Raw genomic sequence first — 19,596 nt, 5'->3', positions numbered from 1 at the left:
CCGCTTCCACTGCATTCACCATCACTATCGACACCAGCGCTTCGTCGCCGACCGGCTTGGCATTGGCGGCTTTGTCGAACAGCGGGTCCACGGTTGACACACTGACCAGTGTGGCCACTCCGGTGATCACCGGGAGTGTGGCCGAGGCGGGCGTTGTGGTGCTGTACGAGGGGGCGACGGCGCTCGGCACGGTGACCGCTTCGGCGGCGGGCGCCTGGAGCCTCACCGCGGCCTCGCTGAGCGACGGTGCGCACACGCTGACCGCCACGGTGACCGACGCGGCGGGCAACACGTCGGCCGCTTCCACCGCGCTCACCGTGACCATCGACAGCGGAGCGCCGTCAGTGGCCGTCGCGTTGGACAAGACGACGCTCGGGGTGGGGGAAACGGCAACGGTCACCTTCACCTTCAGCGAAGCGCCGGTCGGCTTTTCCCTGTCGGCCGTCACTGCGCAGAACGGGACGCTGTCGGACCTCTCTGTCCTTCCCGGCAGCGACGGGTTGATTTACACGGCCACGCTGACCCCAAGCGAGGAAACGCTAGCGTCCGACAGCCATATCACCGTCGCCACAGGCTGGAGCGACGTCGCTGGAAACACTCCCGCGGCGGCGGCGACCTCGGTCGGCTACGCCATTGACACCCGGCATCCGTCCGGCAACTCGGCGCCGGTCATTGGCGGCGCCGTGGCCGGCCAGGCGGCCGACGACACCGTCAGCCGCCAGCCTTTCGCCATCCTGACCGTCTCCGACAACCAGACCGCCCAGGGCCAGTCGGTTGTGGTGACGGTACGCGATTCGGGCGGCACGGTCGGTGACAGCACCGGCGCCTTTACAGCCTCCAGCCTCACCGCCAGCGGCTTTGCGAAGTCGGCAGCCGGCACCTACACCCTGACCGCAAGCTCAGCGGCGGCGGCCCAGGCGGCGCTCCGGCTGCTGGACTTCCAGCCGGTGGCCAATCTGACCGCTCCGGGCACGCAGCAGACGACCGCCTTCACCGTGACGGTGACCGACGCGGACGGCGCATCGGCGACGAACACCGCGACCAGCATCGATATCCTGTCGGTCAACGACGCTCCGGTGCTCGTCCAGGCGCTCGGCACACGCAACGTGGAGCAGGGGCAAGCCTTCTCCTACACGATCCCGGCGGGAAGCTATGCCGATGTCGATACCGGCGACAACCTGACCTTCAGCGCGACCAGCGGCGACGGCTCGGCGCTGCCCGCCTGGCTCAGCTTCGACGCGGCCACCGGGCGGCTGTCCGGCGCGCCGGGCAACGCCGAGGTCGGCACCCGGACGGTGCGCTTCACCGCGACCGATTCCTCCGGCGCGACGGTCTCGGACCTGCTGACCATCCAGGTCGCCAACGTCAACGATGCGCCGGTCGCGACGAACGACACGGGCGATACCGACCGGCTTACACCGGTCACGGTGATCGCGTCGAACGGCGTGCTTGCGAACGACACGGACCCTGACGTTGGCGACCGGCTGGCCGTCAGCGCGGTGAACGGCGACGCCGCCAACGTCGGTCGGGCCATCACGCTGGCCGGCGGCGGCCGGCTGACGCTGAACGCCGACGGCGGCTACGTTTTCGACCCGGCGGGCGGCTACGGCACGCTGCTGTTCGGCCAGACCCGTCAGGAGACGGTCAGCTACACCGTCACCGACCAGGCCGGCGCGACTTCAACCGCGGCGCTTACCATCACCGTTCGGGGGGTCAACACCGCCCCGGCGGTGCAGGAGGCCAAGCACGTCGCCATCGACCAGAATTCCAGCCGCGTCGGCTTGTCGATCGACAAGCCGGTCGATCCGGAAGGCGATCCGCTGACCATCACGGTTACCGGTCTGCCGACGGTCGGGACGCTCCAGCGTTACGACGGCACGGGACTCGCCGTCGGCGACACGCTGACGCCGGACCAGCTCGCCGCCGTGATCTACACGCCGCCCTTCGGCGCCACCGGTGCCGCGGGGGCCTTCAGCTACGCCGTTTCGGATGGGAGCAATCTGGTCGGCCGTGCGGTGACGATCAGCCTGACGCCGGTGCAATGGCTGAGCATCGCCCCGTCCAGCCTGTCGATCGCGGAAGGCAACAGCGGGTCCACCGGCCTGACCTACACGATCACCCGGCGCGGCGACACCTCGGGCGCGACCACGGTCAAATGGCAGGTCGACACGGCCGGCCTGAGCGGCAGCCTCGCCGACGCGGCCGATTTCGGCGGCACGCTGCCCAGCGGCACCATCACCTTCGCCGCGGGCGAGACCAGCAAGACCGTCACCGTTCCGATCAGCGGCGATCGGCAGGTCGAGGCCAACGAACGGTTCCGGGTCCTGCTCTTCTCGCCATCGACCACGGTGGCCGACGCCAAGATCACGGTGGAGAACGCGACGGCGATCGGCACCATCCTCAACGACGACCGTGCCGCCACGATCACCGCGGTGACCGGCCCCACCGCCGGCCGCTACTTGGCGGCGCGCGGCGACACGCTGGACTTCACCGTATCCTTCAGCGACGCGGTCGGCCTTTCCGGCACCGGCGCACCGCGGCTGGCGCTGACCATCGGGACCCAGACCCGCTACGCCAGCTTCCTGCGCATGGAGGCCGGAAAGCTCGTGTTCCGCTACGCCGTCGCCGCGGACGATCTGGACAGCGACGGCATCGTGGTCGCCGGGATCATCGACCTGAACGGCGCGCAAATCCGCGACAGCGCCGGCAACGCCGTCACCAGCCTCGGGTTCGGCGCCTCGGCGCCGGTCACCAGCCATGTGCAGGTCAATGTCCGCGGCGGCCATGCGATCGACGGCTACATTGCCGGCGCCACGGTCTTCGCCGATGCCAATGCCAATGGCCAGCTCGATTCCGGCGAGGCGTTCGGGACCACCAATGCGGTGGGAAGTTGGTCGATCCCCGGCGGATCCGGCCCCATCGTCATGATCGGTGGCACCGACATCTCGACCAATCTGATGTTCACCGGCGTCTACGAGGCGCCGGGCTCGGCGTCCGTCATCACGCCGCTGACCACCATCATCATGGGCATGACCGGGCTTGCCGGAACGGACAGCGAAATCGCCGCGGCGGCGACCGAACTGAAGAGCAAGCTCGGTCTCGACACCGGCCTCGACCTGCTTACCTACGATCCCATCGTGGCGGTGACCACGGCCGGGGCGGACGCCGTGGCCATTGCGGCCGCGCTGAAGACCCAGGCCGCCGCCGCCAGCGTCGCCAACGTGATCGTCCAGGGCAGCGCCGTGCTCGCCGGGGTGGTGATCGGCACGCCGCGGGCGAGCGGCGTGATCGGGCGGGCGCTGGTGGGCGCGATTGCCGACGCGATCAAGGCCGTTCCGGCCGGCGGCACGATCAACCTTGCCGATCCGGCGGTCCTGGCCGCCATCCTGGCCGCCGCCGGGGCGCGCATCGGGGCCGTGGACAGCGTGAAGCTGGCGGCGGTGACGAACGGGGCGGCCAACGTCATCGCCGCGTCGAACGGCGCGGTGATCGTCGCCGGCACGACCAACAGCGGCGGCGTCGACGGGTTGACCCAGATGGCCCAGGCCCAGGTGGTGGCCCAGGGCACGGCGGCGGACGAGCTGCGCAGCGGCACCGCCGCCGGCGACGTGTCGGGCGCGGTCGCCGCCTTCACCGGCACCAACCTGCAACAGCAGATCAGCGCGGCCCAGGTCGCCGTGGTCATCCCGTCGCGCCTCGCCATCGCGGCGACCGACGCCGACAAGCGTGAGGGGGACGGCACCAATCCCGGGGGGACCACCGCCTTCACCTTCACCGTTACCCGCGTCGGCAACACGGGCGGTGCGCTGACGGTGGCATGGGCGGTCGCGGCCGGCGACGGTCCGGGAGGCGCCACGCTCGACGCCGCCGATTTCGGCGGGACCCTGCCGTCGGGCGCGGTCTCCTTCGCCGACGGGGAGGCGACCAAGACCATCACCATCCTGGTGTCGGGCGACACGGACATCGAGCCCGACGAGACCTTCACCGTCACCCTGTCGAATCCATCGGTCGCGGCGACGGCGATCGAAACGGCCTCGGAGTCGGGGACCATCCGCAACGAGGACCCGATCGACCCGAAGCTGACCCTGCCCACCTCTCCGACAGTGGTGGCGGGGACGGCCACGGCCATCGCCGGGCTGTCGGTCCTGGACGGCGACAGCGCCACGGTGACGGTGACCCTGACGCCCGGCAACGGCAGCCTCGGCCTCGCCGGCCCCGCCGCGGTCAGCACGGCCGGCGACGGCACCGTGACGGTCAGCGGCAGCGTGGCCGACGTCAACGCGACTCTCGCCTCGCTGGTCTTCACAGGGGCGGGAGGGCAGACGGCGGGCAGCATCGCGGTGACGGCGGACGACGGCGACCCATTGACGCCGGACGCCTCGGGCACGCTCGCCATCGCCATCCAGTCGTCGCCGTCCCACGTCCTGCCGAGCAGCCCGATCCTGGTCGCCGGCCGCTCGACCGAGGTGCTGGGGCTGGAGATCACGGACGTCGACGGCGGCACGATGACCGTCGTGCTGACGCCGAGCAACGGCACCCTCACCCTGCCGCTCTACGGTTCGGCCACAGCGAGCGACCTTGGCAGCGGCAAGGTTCAACTCACCGGGGCGCTGGAGGACGTGAACCGCACCCTGCAGCAGCTCGAGTTCACCGCGTCGCGCAACGTCACCAGCGCGTCGATCCGGTTCGAATCCTCCGACGACCAGCCGCTGACCCCCGACGCCGACAACCTGCTGGTCATCGGCGTGCTGTCCTCGCCGGAGCACAGCGCACCAGCCACCCTGTCGGTGGTCTCCGGCGTGGCGACGGCGGTGACCGGATTGTCGGTCAGCGATTATGACAGCCCGACTCTGCAGGTCACGCTGACCCCCACCAACGGCGCGCTGGCTCTGACGGCGCAGGGCGGGGTGACGCTGACCCAGCCCTCCGCCGGGGTGTGGCGTCTGCTCGGCACCCAGGCCGACATCACGGCCACGCTGGCCACCCTGACCTTCACCGGAGCGGCGGGCCAGACCTCCGGAACGATCCGGGTGACGACCAGCGACCTCGGCACGCTGACGACCGACGCCGAGGCGACCATCGCGGTGACCATCGCCGATCCGGCCACCCTGGTCGCCCCGACGCTCATCCTCCCGCAGCCGATCACCCTCGACCAGGGCCGCGCCACGGCGCTGACGGGCATCCAGGTCACCGACCCGGACAGCCCGGCGGTCACGGTGACCCTGACCCCGTCCCAGGCGACCCTGGTGGCTACGGCGGCGGGGCAGGCGACCGTCGTAACGGCGGGCGACGGAACGATGACCATCAGCGGCTCGGTCGCCGACGTGAACACGACGCTGACCGCCCTGCAGATCACCGGCGGGACCGCCGCCACGGCGACGGTCGCGGTGACCGTGAGCGACGGCGTCACCATGCCGGCCGCCGGTACGCTGACGTTGCCGATGGTGGACGTCACGCCGCCGGGCAGCCCGACGATCACCGCGGTGAGCGCCGATTCCGCCGGTACGCGGCCGGTGACGGTCGCCAACACCAACCGGCTGTTCGTGCGCGGCACGGCGGATGCCGACAGCCGCGTCGCCCTGTCCGACGGCGGGACGGTGGTGGCAACGGTCACCGCCGATGCGCAAGGCTCCTGGGTCGCCGATCTCAGCGCGACGCCGCTCCCGGACGGCAGCCACGCCTTCACCGCGCGGGCGACCGACGCGGCGGGCAACACCAGCCCGGTGTCCGGCGCCATGTCGGTGACCATCGACACCGTTGCTCCAACGACTCCTTCAGTGGCCTTCAACGACGCGTCCATCGACCATGCCAAGCAGAGCAGCGTCGGGTTCGTACTCTCCGGGGGGGAGTACGGAGCGACCTACCGCTGGACGTTGTCCTCCTCGGGCGGCGGGGGTCCGCTGACCGGCGCCGGAACGCTCACCGGGTCGGGCGGCGCGATCAGCGGGATCGACGTGTCCGGCCTGCTCGACGGCACCCTGTCCCTGACGGTCACGCTGACCGACGTGGCGGGCAACGTCTCGGCGGGCGGAACGGCGACCGCGGCGAAGGCGGCGGGAGCGGTGGTGGACGGCACGCAGATCCAGACGCTTGCGTCGCAATCCAACGGACGGGCCGTCAGCACCGTGGTGGTCCAGGCGCCCGTCGCCGGCCGCACGGAAGACCCCAGCAGCCCGAACGCTGGGCTGGCCGACGTGCCGCTGGTCCGGGAAACGGTGACCGATCCCTCCACCGGGCAGCCGACGGCGATGACCACGCTGCAGGTCGGCCTGCCGACCGGAGTCGGTGTGACCGCAAGCGGCCCGGCGGCCCGCGAGGGGACGGATCTGGCGCAGGCCGACCTGATCCAGGCGATCGAGGCGCGCACGACGGCTGGATCGGCCTCGCGATCCGACCTGTCGAGCGGCGGCGTCCGCTTCCTGACCACGCTGTCGCAGCAGGCCTCCCTCCTGCTGCGCACGCTCGCCTTCACCGCGCCCGGTACGCCGGGGGCGGCGGTCCGGGTCACCGGCGCCATGCCGGGTTCCATCATGCCGACGGCTCTGGTCATCGACACGACCGGGGCAGCGGGACCACTGACCATCCAACTCGACTCCGTATCGTTCGCCGCGGTCATCGGTGCGGCGACGCTGACCGGCGGCGAAGGCAACCAGGTGGTGTATGGCGACGCCGGCAGCCAGTCGATCACCCTCGGCCCCGGCGACGATCTCCTGTCGGGCGGCGGCGGCAACGACACGGTGGCCAGCACGCTCGGCAACGACACGCTGTATGGCGATGACGGCGACGACCTGATGAACGGTGGCGACGGCGACGACCTGATGGATGGCGGCGCCGACAACGACACGATGGGCGGCGGGGTCGGCAACGACACGATGGGCGGCGGGGTCGGCAACGACACGATGGGCGGCGGGGTCGGGAGCGACATCCTGATCGGTGAAGGCGGCAACGACGCCCTGTTCGGCGGGACGGGCAACGACATCCTCTTCGGCGGCGACGGGAACGACATCCTTTTCGGCGAGGACGGCAACGATATCCTCTTCGGCGAGGATGGGACCGACATCCTGTCGCTGGGGGGCGGCAACGATCTGGCCGATGGCGGGGCCGGCGACGACACGCTGTTCGGCGAGGACGGCGACGACATCCTGTCGCTGGGGGCCGGCAACGATCTGGCTGATGGCGGGGCCGGCGACGACACGCTGTTCGGTGATGACGGCAACGACACACTGTTCGGCGGGGCAGGCGACGACATCCTGTCGCTGGGGGCCGGCAACGATCTGGCTGATGGCGGGGCCGGCGACGACACGCTGTTCGGTGATGACGGCAACGACACGCTGTTCGGCGGGGCCGGCGACGATGTGCTGGTCGGCGGGATGGGGGACGATCATCTGGTTCTCGACCAGGGGGCCGATACGGTGTGGGGCGGTGCGGGGGCGGACATCTTCGCCTTCGGCGGGGCGTCCGGGGGATCCGTGGTGATGGATTTCACCATGGGCACCGACCGGTTGACCCTGTTCGACCCCTCGCTCGATCTCAAGAGCGTGATCGCGTCGGCGAGGGTGATGAACGGCAACACGGTGCTCGACCTGCGTCCGGGGGTGAGCGTCACCATCGTCGGGCAGGCCGGCGATGCGGCCCGCTGGTTCGCCTGACGGCGAGGAGGCGGGGGCAAACGCGCGCCGAAAACGGTGTGGGAGCGCGGCTGCGTGTCCTCTCCTTCCGCGCTGTTGGCTGCGGAAGCGGCGGTGCTATCGTTGGATATGGCTGCGCGTCTCCTAAGGCTTTTTCCGGGGCCACCCGAAGAGGTGGCATTGAGCGGGCTTTATGTGGGCGATGCGCTGCACACCTTGGGCAGCGCCGGGGCTCCGTTCGTCTACGCGAGCTTCGTCGGCAGCCTTGACGGGCGCATCGCCCTGCCGGACGCCGCCACCGGAGCAAGCCACCTGCCGGTTGAGATCACCAGCGAGAATGACTTCCGCCTGTTCCTCGAACTGCAGGCCCAGGCGGATTGCTTGGTCACGCATGCCGGATATCTGCGCGATCTCGCGGCGGGCCGGTTGGACGACGTGTTGCAAATCGGGACGCGTGCCATGGACCACGACCTTGCCCGGTGGCGGCAGGAGAACGGCCTGTCCGCCCAGCCCGCCGTCGTGATCGCCAGCGCAAGCCTGGATTTCCCGATTCCGGAGTCCGTGCATCGGGAAAATCAGCGCGTCCTGGTCGCGACCGGTCGGGAGGCCCCGCGTGATCGGGCCGACGCTCTGCGCGCGCGCGGCTATCCGGTGATCGTCGCCGGGCACGGCGCGTCGGTGGAAGGGGCGCCGCTGGTCCGGGAACTCGGCAGGCTCGGTTTCCGCAGCGTGTATCTGCTGACCGGCCCCCGTATGCTCTCCACCATGCTGCGGGACGGAGCGCTGTCGCGGCTTTACCTCACCATTGCCCACCGTGTGGTGGGGGGGGAGGGTTTTCACACCATGGCGACGGGGCCACGGTTGGAGGGGGCCGGCCGTCTGCGCCTGTCATCGCTGTATTACGACGACGCCATGCCGGACGGTGCGGGTCAATGGTTTGCCCGGTTCGAGCCGTTGCGCCCGGCGTGAACCCGGTGCCCGCGCCCAGACCGGTTCTTGGTCCAGACCGGTTCTTGGTTGGCGGTGTTGCTGAAACAGGCGAACGGGCAGCGGAGACGAGTCGCGCCGCTGCCCGTGCAGAGTCGGTGGCAGGTGGATGAGGCATACGGCATTGCCGTTGCCATGCCATCAAAGCTGGGCGCAGGCGTAGGCGTTGATTTCGGTGCCGACGGCGATCACACGGATTTTCGGTTTGCGCCAAGTCTTCATGATGCGCTCCCTCGGTTCCTGATGGGTGGACAGGACCATCTGCGGTTTCGGTCCTCTTGAGGAAGCCTAGCGGCCCAATCCTGGAGCGGCCACGCTACGAACGGATAGCGGAAGGGAAAATACGTATGAATGTTTTGCGGTGAAAGAGAGGCGAATTTATTCGGATCTGTCTTTGACCGGCCGGTCGATCCCGCAGCAATCTCCGAATGCGTGCTTGAGACGGTGCGCTTGATCATCACACCATGAGAATGCGCTTCTTCGGACAGACCAGCATGGACCCGACCCGATGACGAGGAATGGTGTTCTGGTTGCGTTGATCGCGGTTCTGATCGGTTGCGGGGCGGCACAGGCCGAGGACGGCTACCCGACCTACGCCCGCGTCGATTACGTTCTCGGCTGCATGCTCTCCAACGGCCAGGGGCCGGACGTCGTGCGCAAATGCTCCTGCAGCATCGACGAGATCGCCGCGCATTTCCCCTATGACAGCTATGTGGCGGTGGAGACCGCGCGAGGCATGCAGGAAGCTCCCGGCGAGCGCGCTTCGCTCATGCGCGACGTCGGATGGATCAAGGACCTGCTGAACGAGTTCCGGCAGGCCCAGGTCGCCGCCGACCTGAAATGCTTCTGACCGATCCGGCGGCGCGGGCGTCGTTCAGGAACCGGAATTGGCGCGGATCGGCCAGCTCTCGTGGAAAACCCGCCCGTTCGAGTCCTCGGCGGTGACCTCGAGCGTTCCCTGCTCGTCCGGCACCAGGGAGAAGTGGATGCTGGGGTCCTCGCTCAACGAGATGTCCGACTGCACGTCGAGCACCGGCGCTCCGTTGTAACGGATGGCGACGGTCTTCACGTAATGGGCCGGAATGAAGTAATAATTGAGCTGATCGTACTGCATGCCGGTGTAATTGGGGTGGCTGATCAGCAGCTGCGCGGTCAGCGGCTTTCCGGCGGTGATGCCGTCGGGCAGGTTCAGCTTCATCTTGCCCATGCGGGCGACGGCGAGTTGGGCGTTCTTCAGCGCCGGGGCGGAGCATCCCCCGGACGCCTTGACGAATTGCGTGGTGCGGAGCAACCGCCCGTCGCCGGTCTCAGCGACGGCGGTGATGTTGGTGTAGGCATTGACCCGCAGACGGGTGTCGATCGCCTGCGGGCTGTCACCGCGGGGGAAGCGGAAGGTTGCGGCCATCGGCACCGGATTTTCATCGACGATGAGATGGACCGCGGTCACCTCGACGCCGTTGCCGGGTGCCGTCACGATCCGGATGGGCACGACCGCCGCGTCGTTGGCCCGTTTCGGGGCCTCCAGGCTGAGGAGCGGGCCGGCGTCCTCGATGGCGCGGCCCGAGAAATACATGTCGCGCAGCATGTCCCAGCGCTCCTCCTGCGGCGAGGCGGCCAGAGCGCTCGCGCTGCTCAGGCACAGCCAAGCTCCCGACAGCGTGAAGCCCGACAGCGTGAAGATGGTCCAATGCGGTGTGGTCATGGTGTCATTCCCATTCCAGTTCGGCGAAGGCCGCCGTCACGTTGCGCGGGTTGTAGGAGTCGAACAGGCGCCAGCGCGGCGCCTCGTCGGCGGCGACCGTTTCGACCGCCTGCTGGATCGTACCGTGGGCGGCCTGGACCTTGCGGACGCCCTCGACCAACCGGCCCAGGTAGCGGCGCAGGTCCATGGCCGCATCCGGCCAGGGGGCCGAGGGCGGGCCGTGTCCGGGAACCACGCGCGTCGCCGGTTCCGCGGCCAGAGCGTCGAGGGTGCTGAGCCAGACGAGGACGGAGCCGTCGATGGCCGGTGCCCGCTCCATGAACAGCAGGTCTCCGGCCCACAGCGTCTTCGTCTGCCGGTCGAGCACCGTCAGGTCGTTGTCGGTGTGGGCGACCGGCCACGCGACGAGGTCGAGCACCCGCCCGCCCAGATCCAGCTCCAGGCGGTCGGCGACCACGATGGTCGGCGGTATGATGCGGATCTCCGCGGCGGCGTTGGCACCGACCGCGGTGTCGAACGCCTGCCGGTAATGCTCCCCGCGCGCCGCCAGGGCCGCCTGGAGGTTGCCGTGGGCGACGAAATCGGGCCGGTCAGGCAGGAAGGCCACGTTTCCCAGAATGTGGTCCGGGTGCATGTGGGTGTTGACGACGTAGCGGATCGGCCGGTCAGTGTGGATGCGGATCGCCTCACGCAAACGATGTCCCACCACCGGCGAGCCGCCGCTGTCGATCACCGCGACCGCCTCGTCCCCGACGATGAACCCGCAGTTGGCGATGTCGCCGCCGTTGGCGGCGTCGGTCTCCTCGTGGCGGCCGGCGTGCACGAACACGCCGGGGGCGACCTCGAACACGGGCAGGGGATCGGCCGTCGCCGGGGCCGCCGCCCCAAACAGCCAGACGGACAGCCAGACGCTGGCCAGCGCCGCGCGCGCGGACGGCTGGAGGAACGTGGCCGCAGCAGCCATCGTCCGGTCCTGCATTGTGTTCAATCGGGCAAGTATGAAACCGCGTCGGCGGGCCCGGCAACCGGGCAAAGGTGTTTGTGCGGCGCACCGTCAAAGGCAAGCCAGCCGACGCTGACGGCGGGAGCGAACCATCCCGTTCGCTCCCGCAAGGCCGGCGCCACCGGCAGATGCGCTTCGAAGTCCCGGTAGGCCGACCCCCGGCGTTCGGCCAGACGCCGCACCAGGAAGCGGCCGACCCCGGCGCCGACGAGCGGTGGGGCGTCCGCCATCGAGCCCCGCGACAGCACCTGATCGAGCGCGTCCTCGATCTGACGGAGCTGGCGTTCCGCGAGATGGCCGGCGAGGCGGCGGGCCTTCGGGAGGCCGTCCGGGTCCAGGTCGTCGCCGACCATCCGCAGCAGTCGCCGCGCGCTGGCCGTGATCCCGTGATCCCGTCCGTCTGCCGTCGGGTGCTGGTCGGCACCGTCCGGCAAGGTGCCGGTCAGGCGATGGGCGTCGGCCATGGTCGCGAACAGCTCGGCCATCAGCGCCCGCCAGCGCCCACCGTGAGGAACGGCGCGGGCGACCGCCATGACCGGGGTGCGCACGACGCCCGTGTAGACCAGCTCTCCGCTGTCCAGCCGCTCCGCGTCGGAATAGCCCGCATGGCGCGGGCCGCCGCCGACGAGCGGGACGATGTCGGTCGTCGTGCTGCCGACATCCAGCAGGACGCCGTCGCCGCCCGCCGCGGCCACCAAGGCGGTGGCGTACCAGTTGGCGGAGGCCACCGCTTCCGCGCAGTCCGGCACCGCATCGGCCGGCACCAGCCCGCGCGGACCGGCGAAGACGCTGAGGGTCGCGGCGGGCAGGGCGGAGCCCATGGCGGCGGCGATGCGACGCACGCCGTCGGCGCGGTCGTCGAACAGGTCGGCCAGTTCCCCTGTCATCGTCGCGGCGACCCGTTGCGGCCGGCCCCAGCGGGCGATCACCGCGGCGACGGCCTGCTCCAGCCGGTCAAGGCCCAACCAGAGCGGGCAGGGCCATTGGTCGAGGTCGCGGAGCGTTCCCGACGCGTCGAACAGGGCGGCTTTCAGGTGCGCCCCACCGATGTCCAGCCCGATCAAAGCGCCGCAATCCATGCCTCACCCCTCCAACGTCAGAAGGACCGGTTCGATGCGTTTCACCGGCGGTGGCGGGACCGGCGGGTCGCGCGCCAGTTCCAGCACCGCGGCGGCGACGTTCACCCCGGTCGCGCGCCGCAGCCCTACATGGGAGGTGGTGAGACGCGGGTTGACCTCGATGATCGTCGGCCCGCCGGGACCGATGATGAGATCCACGCCCACGCAGCCGAAGAGGCCGGGCAGCGCCGCCGCAACGCCCCGCGCAATGTCGGAGAGGACGGGTGACAGCGCCATCCCACCGACGATTCCACCGCCATAGGAGAAGACGTCGCCGGTCAGGAACACATTTTGGCGGTTGGCGGTCAGCGGCCAGGCCCGCCCTTCCCGGCAGAGCATCGACAGGCTGGCCGGGATGCCGGGCTGGAAGGGCTGCACCACGAAACCGCTGCGGTCCGCCTCTTCCAGCCAGCCCCGCCACTCGGTGTGGTCGCGGATCAGCCGGGTGTCGACGCAGCCGGCCCCGTCGTCGGGCTTGACCACCCAGGGGCCGCCGCCCGGCGGGGCGTCCACACCGACCCGCCAGACCGGGACGACGGGCAGCCCGGCCGCCGACAGCACGGCCGTGGTCGCCGCCTTGCTGGACGTGACGGCCACCGCGTCGGCGCGGCTGTTGAACAGGCGGCGTCCACTGGCCTCGACCATGCGGCTGAAGCGCTCCAACGCGCCGTCCGTCTCCGGAGCGATCGGCCAGACGCCGTCGGCCTGCCGGGCGAGGTCCTCCCAAAGCGACCAGGACTCGCGCGGGTCGGTGATGGTTATGCTGCGCACGGGGGCCGCGAGCGGCGGAAGGCGGGCGTCGCGGGTGACCGTCACCGCCACCCCCGGCACTTCCAGAAGGTCGATCAGCAGGGCGTGGAGCATAAGGTCGCCCTCGCGGGCGAGGCTGGCGGGGATGGGGGCGTCCGGCGGCAGGCCGCCACCGGTCACGAACTCACAGACCAGGATGCGCATGCCGTCCATCACCATGCAGCCGAAGGAGGGCGAGATGTTCCACGTCGTTCCGGTGATCGACCTGAGGGAGGGTGGCGTCGTCCACGCGCGCCGCGGCGACCGGGGCCGCTACCCGCCGCTGCGCTCGTCGCTGTGCGCCGGCAACGACCCGGTGGCGGTGGTCGGCGGCCTGCTCCGCCTGCATCCCTTCCACGTCGTCTATGCCGCCGACCTCGACGCCATCCAGGGCACCGGCGACAACCGGCCTGCGCTGGCGCGGCTGCGGGGGGCCTTTCCGGACGTCGGGTTCTGGGTCGATGCCGGGTTCCGCACCGCCGATGCGGTGCGGGGCTTCGTCGCGTCGGGGCTCGGCGACGCGGTGCTTGGCAGCGAGAGCCTGGAGGGGCTGGCGCCGTTGCTCGCGCTCAAGGACGATCCGGCCTGGACGCGGGTGATCCTCTCGCTCGACTTCCGCGACCGGCTTGTCGGGCCGCCCGGTCTGCTGGACCGCCCCGACCTGTGGCCGCATCGGATCATCGCGATGACCCTGGCCCGCGTCGGGTCGGGGGAGGGGCCGGACTGGAGCCGCCTTGCCGAGATCGGCCGGATCAAGCCGCAGGCCAGCCTGTTCGCCGCCGGCGGGGTGCGCGACGGCGGCGATCTCCGGGACCTTGCGGCGCGCGGCAGCGCCGGCGCCCTGGTGGCGACGGCGCTGCACGACGGCCGCATCGGCGGCGCGGAGCTGGATGCCCTGTCCCGATAAGCCGGTCACGCGGCGAAGGGATGCTTCACCTTGTCCTTCTGGTTCATCAGATCCTGCGCGCTGGGGAAGCTGGCAACCGCGCGTTCGATCGCCTCCTTGGTGGCGCGGTAGTTGTAGTCCTGGATCTTGGCGTTGTCCTTGGCCTCCCAGTGGATGAAGACGCCGACGCAGATGAAGATGTTGTCGATCTCGTCCTGCGGGATGGTGCCTTCCGACACGCAGTCGGCCACGGCCTTGGCGACGGCGTGCTGGGCGGGGCCGAACATCTGCACCGCCTGCTCCGCGCCCTTGATGGTGACCTTGTTGAACAGGATGGTCGCCGGCTTGCACATCAGGTTGGGTGCGACGACGGCGAGAAGGGCGGTGAAGCCGTCCTTGTTGTTGGTCAGCGCGTTGCAGAAGGCCGTTTCCACGGCGCTGCCGCGCGGTCCCATGATCAGGTCGATGTGGGCGACCTCGTTCCCATCACCGACCAGCGACTCGCCGACGAGCACGCGGTTGATCTTCGTGGACTGTCCTCCCCACATCGGCATGTCCTCTCTCCCTAGTGTTGCCGGCGTTCTTCGTGGAGCGCGTCTTTTCGAAGAACGTCCGTTATGACGGGCGGCTGCGGGGATTGCATGAGCCAGAACGCAAGGAGGCAACCCACGACAATATCCGCGGTCGTTCCCGGGTTGACGCCATTGTATTTGAGGTCCCGGTCCAGTTCCGCCAAGCGCGATCGCGTTAGCGTGAATGCACGGTCCGGCGCCGCGTTTTCCCTCAATTCCGAAGCCCGCGCGCGTAACCATTCAGAACGCTCCAGCCCGTATTTTCGGATGACATGGCTGTCGGGCAGGGTGGCGAGGAATTCGACATAAATCATTTCCGTGGCCTGCTCGAAATCCGCCCCGGCGTCCAGCCATCGCTGCAGGCTCGGCACGCCGGTGTCGAAGATGTCCGCGAAGCCCGTCGCGTATTGCCGGGCGATGGTGTCGCGGTCCTGCGCCTCCCGCATGGCGTCGAGCAGGGTCACCCGCGCCGGGGCGTGCACGTCCGCCCCTTCCACATGGCCCAGCCCGGCGGGTTCGGCCAGCGCGATGGCCCGGAAAGCCAATTCCGCGTCCGCCACCGACAGGCTGGCGAGGACGTGATCCAACCGGTCGCGCAGATCGCCTTCGCCGGGCGTAAGCGCGGCCTGGGCCAGCGGTGCGGCCAGCAGCAGGATGCCGAGGTTGGTGTTGCATCCTGCGGCTTCCTGCGTCGCGCGGACGGCGGCGTGCAGCCGCTCCCCAACCCCCAGCCCCGGCCGCGCGAGGATGGGCGCGGTCGCATCGGCGCTGGCGAGGAACTGGGCGACGGTCATGCCGTGCCCCTCGGCATGGATGTGCACGTTTCCGGGCTTGAGCGCGCGCAGCTCCAGGTGGCAGGCGGCGCGGTAGGCGCCGGCCACGCCGGACGCCGGATCGGGGGGGATCGGCGCCCAATCGATCATGTGCCCATCGATCATGCGCCCACCCGCTCCACGAAGGCGGCGGCCAGCGCGTCGGCGATGTCCATCGCGCTGACCCGCTGCAACCCTTGCCACGCCGGCATGCTGTTGACCTCCAGCACCAGCCAGCATCCCGCCCGGTCCTGGATCAGGTCCACACCCGCGTAGCTCGCGCCGACCACCGCCGCGGCGCGGATCGCGAGCACTGCGGCCTCGTCGTCGACGGGCGCGGCCGCGCACGCCGCTCCCTGATGGACGTTGGTGATCCAGCTCCGCCCATGCCGCGTCATCGCGGCGACCGCCCGTCCGCCGATCACGAAGACGCGGCGGTCCCGCCACGCCCCCGCGGTGCGCGGCGGGATGAAGGGTTGGAGGTAGTAGACACCGCCGACCGCTTCGGCGTCGGGCAGCGTCTCCGGCCCCTCCAACCGTTGCAGGCCGCGGCCCTGTGCACCGAACAGGGGTTTCAGCACTTGCTCGGGCGCATGGTCCAAGATGTGCCGAGCCGGCTCGGCCTCCTGCGTGGCGAGGGCGGGCGGGGTGGGAAGGCCGGCGCGGTTCAGCAGGAAGCTGGTCATGCTCTTGTCCACGCAACGCTCGATGGCCCGCGCGTCGTTGCAGACCGGCACCCCGAGGTCGTGCAGCGCGTGAAGCACGCCCAGGCGCAGCGTCACCTGCTCGAAGCTGCCCTGGCCGACCGCGCGGACGAACACACCCGCCGGCAACGCGTCCTCGAAGCCGGGGATCAGCAGGCCCGTCGCCGTGTGGCCGACGGCGATGCCACAGCGCCGCGGCGAGACGCAGCGGCAGGGCAGGCCACGCGCCTCGATGGCCCGGACCAGCCGCGGGGTGTGCCAGTCGGGCCGTTCGGTGAGAATCAGGGCGGTGCGCTCACCGGACATCGCGGAACGAGCGCTCCACGAGGTCCGGCGCCAGGGTTCCGCCATGGAAGCTGCGCCCGCTGTCCAGGGCGGTGACGGTCACGCGCGCCGGGCTGAACAGCATGGAATCGATGGCGTAGAAGTCTCCCTTCGCCGCCGCGAAGATCTCCGCGAAGGGGCGCCCGTGATCCCGCGAGGCGGAGGAGGGCAGTCGTTGCGCCAGATCCTCCGCCTCGTCGTCCGGGCCGGTGACGTGCAGATGGACCGTGCCGCCGTAGAGGATCGCGTCGTTGGTGCGGCCCATGGCCGTCAGGAACTTGCCGCCGGGTGGAGGAAGCGGTGCCATGCCGATGCCGTCGACGACGCGGGCGATCGGAAAGCCCAGGGCGTGCAGCTTGTGCAGGGCGACCTCCAGCACGCGGGCGACCACCTGGGTGGTCCCGGCGAGGCTCTGCGTCGGGGTGAGGACCAGGGTCAGCCGGTCCGCGGCGATGCCGCAGGCGGTGGCGATGTGGGCGACCAGTTCGGCGGGCGGCAAGGCCGTCGCCTCCATGACGAAGGCCGCCGCGTCGGCCGCGTCGCGGTAGGCCAGCTCGTCGAACAGGGGCTCCTGCCGGGCCAGCGCGCGGCCGGGGCCGGAGCCGAGCGCGAAGAAGGCGCCCTTGCCGCTGCCGTGGCTGAGGCTCCAGCCGGCATACTGGCTGCCGAGGCAGGCGAGAACCGGCTGCGCGCTGTGGACGGTGACGCCGAACGGCCAGGAGGGCGGGCCTGGCACCGGGCCAAGCGTTACGCGGCCAAGGCCGCCCATGCACAGTTCGGCGATGCGTCGTCCGGCCTCCAGCCCACCCGGATGGCCGATCCCGGCATCGACGACGCAAGCCCCTCCGACCCTCTCGATGCCGAGCCGAAGCATTGGGGAATCCGCCACCAACCGTTCGACCAGCGGCGCCGACAGCGCGGCAAGGCTTGGACGCGGATCGGGGGTGTTGTGCTTGGTCATTTTAGCCCTCACCCCAGGGGAGAGGGGAGATCAAATGCGCGTGCTGCCGATTCACGCCGGACGGGTTTTCCGTTGTCATGTCTGCATCTCCATCGCGGCGAGGGCCGCCAGTTCGCGTTGCCGCCGTTCGGCGTGACGCCGCGCCGCGCTGGTGCTGGGACCGTCGCCGAACACCGTGCAGACCGGCTCTCCGCGCCCGATGACACTCGGCGCTGTCGGCCGGTCCGCGGTCCAGCCCGGCCAGCGCCGACCGGCCTCGATCCGGGTGGGAAACTCGGCGTAGAGCACCGCCGCCGCCCGGCATTCCGACAACGACGGCAGGTGGTCAGGAAGCCGCCCGGCGCAGGCGTCCAGGTGGAGGCCGAACAAGGGCGGCATCGGCGGGCGGTCGAAGACGTCCAGCGTCGCACCTGGGCGCGGGTTGATCTCCAACAGATGGAAGTCCGACCCGGTCACCAGAAAATCGGCGCTGTTCAACCCGACCAGTTCGAACGCCGACGCAAGACGGCCGAGCATGGCGGACAAGGTCCCAGCCCACCGCTCCGGACAGCGCCATGGCCCGGCGGCACCGCCGTAGCGATGGGGGCTGTCCGCGGTCGGTGCCGCCCATTGCCGGCTCAGCCCGACGACGGCGGCGCGGTCGCCGTCCGCGAGGAAGAGGACCGAAACGGCATGGCCGGCGACGCGGCGTTGGACGTACCAGCCCGCCTTGGCTTCACCCGCCACCGCGGGGGCGATGTGCGTGCCGCCGCTGCCACCGATCCGCTTCCGCAGATGGTCGCCGGGCGATCCGTCCCATGCCGGTGCGACCGGAGGATGGGGAATGCCGAGCCGGGTCAGGGTGGCGGCGAAGTGGAACGGGTCCTTGACGCGCGCCACCACCTCGGGCCGGTTGCCGAGCAGCGGCCGGCCCCCCGCGAGGGCCGCCAGCAGCGCCGGATCGTCTTCAAAGCCGGCGCCGTAGACCAGCGGCCGGTCGCGCAACTCCGCCCGCGCCAAGGCGGTCCGAAGGGGTTCGGATTCCAGGCGCAGTGTTTCGGAAGGCAGGCGAAGGCAGGGTTCGGCAAGCCGCCCGGTGTCCTGATCGGCGAACAGGTCGACGGCCGCCGGTTGCAGGCCGGCGCGGCGGGCGGCGGCGGCCAGGGCCCGCGCCGACAGGGCCGCGACGACGATGTCCGGCCCTTCCGCGACCGAGTCAGCCGGCGATCTGGCGGGCGGCGTCGTAGGCATCGCAGAAGTCCAGATACACCGCCGACTTCGCCGCGGCGAGGCGCGTCAGCAGGGCGTGCTGCACCCGGAACTTGACCGCGCCGACCGCCAGCGCGCCGACGCCGACGCCGCGCCCGCCGGGAAGCGGCGTGCCGTTGTCCTTGGGGCCGACCCCTTCGATGCCGGACGGCGGCACCGCGTTGATGTCCGCCGCGACCAGCAGGCGGCCCGCCGCGGCAAGGTTGCGCGCCGACAGGATTTGAACGCCGGCCCGCCCGCAGCTGAACACCACCTCGGCATCGGCGAGCAGCGCTTCCCGGTCCGCGTCGTCGGGCGCGTCGGCGCAGGCCAGTTCCACCCCGAAGCGCCGACGGAACTCGGCGGCCTTCGGCTCCACGCCCGACAGGCCGCGGTGGCTGACCAGTGTGACGCGCGCGCCGGCGAGCGCCGCGATCACCGCGGCGATTCCGCCGACCACGCCGGTCGCGCCGAACACCTTGAGGTTCAGCCCTTTGATCCCGTCAGGATGGCTGCGGCGCAGGGCGCGCTCGACGACGGCGACCATGGCGCCGGCCGTCGTGAAGGCGCCCGACGGATCGACCATGACCGAGATGGTGAAGGGCGCGAACATGGCCTTGCGGGCGGCGTCCATCATGTCGAGCGCCAGGACCGCGTCGCGCCCGCCGATGAACAGCCCGGTGCGCGCCGCGTTCGCCGGGTCGCGGGAGAACATCGCGTCCTGGGTGATGCCGGTGACCTCCTCCGGCGCGACTCCGGTGTAGGGGAACAGCGGCCCCATGCCGGCGTCCGCCGCCATGTTGACGTCGAAGGCGCTGACGTGCTTCAGCGGCGTCAGCATGTGCAGAACATAGGGTGCGGCCATCGCGCGCCTCCCGCTTGG

General features: G+C 70.5%; 15 protein-coding genes. 4 read left to right on the top strand and 11 right to left on the bottom strand.

Going from position 1 to position 19,596, the window contains the following annotated elements:
- Positions 1-20 precede the first annotated feature (20 nt).
- Together ACFPMG_RS19485 and ACFPMG_RS19480 are read left to right on the top strand one after the other, a co-directional pair.
- Positions 21-7,649 (top strand): Ig-like domain-containing protein, encoded by a 7,629-nt coding sequence (locus ACFPMG_RS19485; RefSeq protein ID WP_376996722.1) that lies wholly within the window; start codon positions 21-23, stop codon positions 7,647-7,649.
- A 54-nt stretch (positions 7,650-7,703) separates the two neighbouring features.
- Complete coding sequence (locus ACFPMG_RS19480; protein WP_376996721.1) at positions 7,704-8,597, top strand: RibD family protein; 894 nt, start codon at positions 7,704-7,706, stop codon at positions 8,595-8,597.
- 159 nt (positions 8,598-8,756) lie between these two features.
- On the opposite strand, the gene pqqA is transcribed toward ACFPMG_RS19480, so the two are convergent.
- Positions 8,757-8,876, bottom strand: a complete 120-nt coding sequence (gene pqqA / locus ACFPMG_RS19475; protein WP_376996720.1) for a pyrroloquinoline quinone precursor peptide PqqA — start codon at positions 8,874-8,876, stop codon at positions 8,757-8,759.
- Between the two features lie 247 nt (positions 8,877-9,123).
- Between pqqA and ACFPMG_RS19470 the strand changes: the two genes are divergently transcribed.
- The gene (locus ACFPMG_RS19470; RefSeq protein WP_376996719.1) at positions 9,124-9,465 is read left to right on the top strand and encodes a hypothetical protein; all 342 of its coding nucleotides are present in this window, start codon (positions 9,124-9,126) and stop codon (positions 9,463-9,465) included.
- A gap of 24 nt (positions 9,466-9,489) precedes the next feature.
- Here the strand turns inward: ACFPMG_RS19470 and ACFPMG_RS19465 are convergent, their stop codons facing one another.
- From ACFPMG_RS19465 to ACFPMG_RS19450, 4 genes are read right to left on the bottom strand one after another with little or no spacing between them, the layout of a single operon-like run.
- Positions 9,490-10,317 carry a quinoprotein dehydrogenase-associated SoxYZ-like carrier gene (locus ACFPMG_RS19465; protein WP_376996718.1) on the bottom strand — a complete coding sequence of 276 codons (828 nt, stop codon included), beginning with the start codon at positions 10,315-10,317 and terminating at the stop codon, positions 9,490-9,492.
- Between the two features lie 4 nt (positions 10,318-10,321).
- A complete protein-coding gene (locus ACFPMG_RS19460; RefSeq protein ID WP_376996717.1) occupies positions 10,322-11,281 on the bottom strand; it encodes a quinoprotein relay system zinc metallohydrolase 2 in 960 nt (319 codons plus the stop codon).
- 20 nt (positions 11,282-11,301) lie between these two features.
- Positions 11,302-12,399 (bottom strand): hydantoinase/oxoprolinase family protein, encoded by a 1,098-nt coding sequence (locus ACFPMG_RS19455; protein ID WP_376996716.1) that lies wholly within the window; start codon positions 12,397-12,399, stop codon positions 11,302-11,304.
- Positions 12,400-12,402: 3 nt separating this feature from the next.
- The gene (locus ACFPMG_RS19450) at positions 12,403-13,392 is read right to left on the bottom strand and encodes an ATP-grasp domain-containing protein (protein WP_376996715.1); all 990 of its coding nucleotides are present in this window, start codon (positions 13,390-13,392) and stop codon (positions 12,403-12,405) included.
- Here ACFPMG_RS19450 and ACFPMG_RS19445 point away from each other — a divergent pair.
- Positions 13,391-14,134, top strand: a complete 744-nt coding sequence (locus ACFPMG_RS19445) for a HisA/HisF-related TIM barrel protein (protein WP_376996714.1) — start codon at positions 13,391-13,393, stop codon at positions 14,132-14,134. The two genes, ACFPMG_RS19450 and ACFPMG_RS19445, sit on opposite strands and share 2 nt — an antisense overlap.
- Positions 14,135-14,139: 5 nt before the next feature.
- On the opposite strand, the gene fae is transcribed toward ACFPMG_RS19445, so the two are convergent.
- From fae to ACFPMG_RS19415, 6 genes are all read right to left on the bottom strand, one after another.
- Entirely contained in the window at positions 14,140-14,667 is a 528-nt protein-coding gene (gene fae / locus ACFPMG_RS19440) for a formaldehyde-activating enzyme (RefSeq protein ID WP_275945596.1), read from the bottom strand.
- Positions 14,668-14,678: 11 nt separating this feature from the next.
- The gene (locus ACFPMG_RS19435; RefSeq protein WP_376996713.1) at positions 14,679-15,623 is read right to left on the bottom strand and encodes a triphosphoribosyl-dephospho-CoA synthase; all 945 of its coding nucleotides are present in this window, start codon (positions 15,621-15,623) and stop codon (positions 14,679-14,681) included.
- Positions 15,620-16,507, bottom strand: a complete 888-nt coding sequence (locus ACFPMG_RS19430) for a RimK family alpha-L-glutamate ligase (RefSeq protein WP_376996712.1) — start codon at positions 16,505-16,507, stop codon at positions 15,620-15,622. Before ACFPMG_RS19430 ends, ACFPMG_RS19435 begins: the two co-directional genes overlap by 4 nt.
- Positions 16,497-17,486, bottom strand: a complete 990-nt coding sequence (gene mch, locus ACFPMG_RS19425; protein ID WP_376996711.1) for a methenyltetrahydromethanopterin cyclohydrolase — start codon at positions 17,484-17,486, stop codon at positions 16,497-16,499. The genes ACFPMG_RS19430 and mch overlap by 11 nt, the downstream gene beginning before the upstream one ends.
- A 75-nt stretch (positions 17,487-17,561) precedes the next feature.
- Positions 17,562-18,716 carry an ATP-grasp domain-containing protein gene (locus ACFPMG_RS19420; RefSeq protein WP_376996710.1) on the bottom strand — a complete coding sequence of 385 codons (1,155 nt, stop codon included), beginning with the start codon at positions 18,714-18,716 and terminating at the stop codon, positions 17,562-17,564.
- The gene (locus ACFPMG_RS19415) at positions 18,682-19,578 is read right to left on the bottom strand and encodes an NAD(P)-dependent methylenetetrahydromethanopterin dehydrogenase (RefSeq protein ID WP_376996709.1); all 897 of its coding nucleotides are present in this window, start codon (positions 19,576-19,578) and stop codon (positions 18,682-18,684) included. Before ACFPMG_RS19415 ends, ACFPMG_RS19420 begins: the two co-directional genes overlap by 35 nt.
- Between the last annotated feature and the right edge of the window lie 18 nt (positions 19,579-19,596).

It is taken from the genome of Azospirillum himalayense, assembly GCF_042657465.1.
GTDB lineage: Bacteria > Pseudomonadota > Alphaproteobacteria > Azospirillales > Azospirillaceae > Azospirillum > Azospirillum himalayense.
Note: the sequence above shows the minus strand (reverse complement) of the source record. Positions and strands in the feature narration are given on the sequence as shown.